3 protein-coding genes are annotated in these 3,899 nt (G+C 66.7%); 2 read left to right on the top strand and 1 reads right to left on the bottom strand.

Annotated features, from left to right (window positions below):
- Both P1X14_RS21800 and P1X14_RS21795 read left to right on the top strand, forming a co-directional pair.
- On the top strand, nt 1-677 hold a 677-nt coding region (locus tag P1X14_RS21800; RefSeq protein WP_277317527.1), incomplete at its 5' end, for an N-acetylmuramic acid 6-phosphate etherase.
- A 47-nt stretch (nt 678-724) separates the two neighbouring features.
- Nucleotides 725-3,343 carry a saccharopine dehydrogenase NADP-binding domain-containing protein gene (locus P1X14_RS21795; protein ID WP_277317526.1) on the top strand — a complete coding sequence of 873 codons (2,619 nt, stop codon included), beginning with the start codon at nt 725-727 and terminating at the stop codon, nt 3,341-3,343.
- Here P1X14_RS21795 and P1X14_RS21790 read toward each other — a convergent pair.
- The gene (locus P1X14_RS21790; RefSeq protein ID WP_277317525.1) at nt 3,340-3,792 is read right to left on the bottom strand and encodes a YaiI/YqxD family protein; all 453 of its coding nucleotides are present in this window, start codon (nt 3,790-3,792) and stop codon (nt 3,340-3,342) included. The genes P1X14_RS21795 and P1X14_RS21790 overlap by 4 nt on opposite strands.
- Nucleotides 3,793-3,899: the final 107 nt, after the last annotated feature.

Raw genomic sequence — 3,899 nt, 5'->3', positions numbered from 1 at the left:
CCTCGGGCCGGGTCGCGGTGCAGGACGGGGTGGAACTGGGGCCGACCTATGGCTGGCCCGAGGCGCGGACCGTCTATCTGATGGCGGGCGGCCCCAAGGCGCTGACCGACGCGGTTGAGGGCGCCGAAGCCGATGCCGATGCGGCGCGGACCGAGATTGCGGCGGCCGGTGTGGGTCCGGACGATGTGGTGATCGGTGTCGCGGCGAGCGGGCGCACGCCCTACACGGTTGCTGCCGTCGAAGCTGCGCGGGCCGCGGGCGCGCTGACGCTGGGGATCGCCAACAATCCGGACACCGCATTGCTGGCCGCTGCCGAGCATCCGGTGCTGATCGAAACCGGCAGCGAGATCGTCGCCGGCTCCACCCGGATGAAGGCCGGGACGGCGCAAAAGGCTGCGCTCAACCTGTTCTCGACCGCCACGATGATCCGGCTGGGCGGGGTCTATCGCGGGCGGATGGTGGGGATGCGCATCTCCAACGTGAAGCTGCAAGCGCGCGGCGAGGCGATGGTGGCGGAACTGGCCGGAGTGGATCGGGATACCGCACGGGCGGCGCTGGACGCGGCCGGTCGCGATATCCGCAAGGCGGTGCTGATCGCGAGCGGGATGAGCGCCGAAGCGGCGGCTGCGGCGCTGGACGCGGCGGGCGGGAATCTGCGCGAAGCCTTGCGGGCGTAGCAATTATGCTCTTCTCTCCACCGCGAACAGGCGGGGAGTGGGGGGCAATGGCCGGATTCTGGAGTTGGCTTGATCGATGGGGCCTGGCAATCGCGTTTGTCGCGATCTGGGCTCTCGGAACGCTCGGCTGGCGCTGGACGGATCCAAGTCTCGACTGGCCTGAGGCGATTTACCGGGCGCTTCAGCTTTTCTCCCTGAATTTCGAGCAGACGGCCGATATCAATATCTGGCTTCAGCTGGCGCGTTTTCTGGCGCCTGCCTTCCTGATCTACACTCTGATTATCGCGTTCAGCCGGCATCTGGGGATGTGGATGTGGGCGATCAGCAAATTGTTTCGCCGCCGTATCACGGTCGTCGGTTTCGGGTCGGTCGGCAAGGCAGCGGCGCAGCGGCTGCGCGAGCGGCACAAGCGGGCGAGGATCGTGGCGATCGATCGCACCGTTGCGCCCGCCGATCGGCGGGCGGCTGACAATGCCGGGGTGAAGCTGATCGAAGTCGATGCGCTGGATGCGGTCGGCCGGGACCGGTTTCCGGTCTCGTTGCGCCGATCCGACGACATCGTGATCGCTTGTGGACCCGACGATATCACCCTGGCCATAGCCGAGGATATCCGCAGTGACCTGCGTAGCCGGGGCGAAACGGATACGAACATCTGGATGCATCTCGGATCGCATAGCCTGGCCGAGCGGTTGCGCGACGCCGACACCGCGACCGACCCGCCCAGGGCAGAGCCATTCGAGCTTGCGACGACGACCGCCCGGGCACTGATGATGGAGCATCCGCTGTCGCTGGAAGCGCGCGCGGCGGAGCTGAAGCGCGTTCATGTCGTGATCCACGGGTTCGGCGAGTTCGGCTGGGTGATGGCCGAGGAAGTGCTGCTCAATGGCGGCTTTCCTGCGCCGACGTTCAAACCGCCACTGGTATCGGTGGTGGTGGCGAATTCCGCGGAGGCGAAGGCGCGGTGGCTGGCAAGGCATCACACGGAGCACGACGTCCCGGAGGTCGAGTTCTTCGATGCACCCAAGGGTACCCTGGGAACCGACGACACCGCACTCGAGCCGCTCGACGAGATCGAGAAGCTGGCGCCGCCAAGCCTGCATGTGATTGCGATGGGCGACGACACGGTGTCGATCGCCGAAGGGCTGGCGCTGCGTGCCGCGATGCGCCGGGGCAAGCGTATCACCGCGCCGATCGCGATCTTCACCGAAACGCGCTCGCATCGCCCGTTCGATCTCGCAAAGCCGAGCGGCGTTCGCCAGCATTCGCTGATGATGGTCGGCGATGCGCTGGGTGCCAGCGGGCAGGCGAGCTTCGTCGATAGCGAGATCGAGACTCTCGCCCGGACGATCCAGAAGGGATATCATGACAAATGGGGCGGCCCCGAGTTCAAGAAGGAGCCGTTCACGATGCAACTCAGCAACCGTCGTGCGGCGGCGCATTTCCTCCATAAATTGCGTGTGCTCGGCTTCGAAAGGCTCGACCCGCAGGCAATCGCTTTCGGAATCGGTGACAGCGGACTGGGTTGGCTCGAGAGCTTGCCCGAAACGAAGTTGCTCGAAATCGACCGGTTCGAGCATGAGCGCTGGCGCGTCGATCGCGTGCTGGAGGGATGGCGGCCCGGAAAGCGCAATGACGAGGCGCGGCTGCGTCACCAGCTCGTGCCGGGCTGGTTCGCCGCGCTGGCTCCGAATGCCACCGATGGCAAGGATCGGGCGCAGATGGCGGCGTTCCTCAAGGACGGGCGAAAGCGGTTGCGTGGCGCGATGCTCACGCTTCCCTGGGGTTCGATCAAGCTGCCCTGGGGCTGGAAGAAGACCCGGGCGAAATATCCGCGCACCGTCGATCGGGTGTGGGAAGGCGCGCTACCGGTCTGGACGGTCGGCAAGAAGAGCCTGAAGCTGGCCTTTGCAGAGCCGGTCGACTGGTCTGCTTTCGCTTCCGCGGATGGCGAGGAGGTGCGGTTGCGCATCCTGCTTCCCAAGCAGCCGCCGCTGCGGCTGAAGGATCCGGCGGACGACAAGGACAAGGATGAGAGCTGGGAGCTGAGGCTCGAGCTGATGCGTCAGGCGCTGGCCGATTTCGCCGGGCAGATACTCGATCCCAGGCAGCGGACCGGAATTTCGCAGGTGCGGTTTCTGCGCTGTGCCGATGGCAGCTGGGATTGGCTGGCAAGGGATGCCGGGGATCGGATCGACGGTATCACATTGCCGCATCTGCGGATCGGCTTTGCCGGGCATATCGATCTGGCGCGACTGGGCGATGTGGAGGCGGTGAAAGCCAGGCTGCGCGACGAAGTGGCCGCGCTGGCGCCGGAGGATCGCATCTCGCTGATGACCGGCCTCGCTCCGGGATCGGACCAGTTGATGATCGATGTCTGGCCCACGCGCGAGACCGTGACCGGCGTCTATCCGTTCGCTGTGAATGGCAAGCCGGCGAGCGATGATCGGGATACGGCAGTGATCCCGGACGCGCTGGCGGCGCGGGTCGGCACGCTCGCCGGGCCGATCGGTAGCCACGATGCGCTTGGCAAGGCGATCCTCGACTGGGCGAACCTGCTGATCGTCGTCTCGGACGGTAATGCCAATGGCGATGGTGGAACCGAGAATCTGGTGGAGCAAGCCCGCGCGCGCGGCATGCTGGTCCGCTACATCAAGGTGCCGCTCTAGCGCCGCTTGAGCGCGACCAGCGCGGTGTCGAGCGCCTGCAGGAAGCGCGAGCGGTCGGCCTTCGAGAAAGGGGCGGGGCCGCCCAGCTGATCGCCACCCGCGCGCAGGTCAGCCATGATCGCGCGGACCGCGACCGCCGATCCGATCGAGCTGGTGGTAAAGGGTTTGCCCGCGGGCGATAGCACCGTCGCCCCGGCCTTCAGCGCGCGATCGGCCAGCAGGATGTCGGCGGTGATCACCACTGCGTCCGGCCCGGCCTGCTCCGCGATCCAGTCGTCTGCCGCATCGAACCCGTCGCTGACCGTCACCCGGCTAAGCAACGGATGCTGCGGGATTCGCAGGAAGCTGTTGCTCACCACCGTGACGGGCGCCTCGTGGCGGAAGGCGACCTTGTAGATCTCTTCCTTCACCGGACAGGCGTCCGCATCGACCAGGATGCGCGGGGTCACCGCTTCGGCGGCCCCTTGCGGAACGGCTTGGCGTGATGGCCGCCGGGGCCACCCGGGCGCGGACTGGACGGACGATGCGGGCGGGGTCCGTCATGGCGCGGGCCATC

The sequence above is a fragment of the Sphingomonas sp. AOB5 genome, from assembly GCF_029433115.1.
GTDB lineage: Bacteria > Pseudomonadota > Alphaproteobacteria > Sphingomonadales > Sphingomonadaceae > Sphingomonas.
The sequence above is the reverse complement of the archived record's forward strand: the minus strand, read 5'-3'. Positions and strand labels throughout refer to the sequence as shown.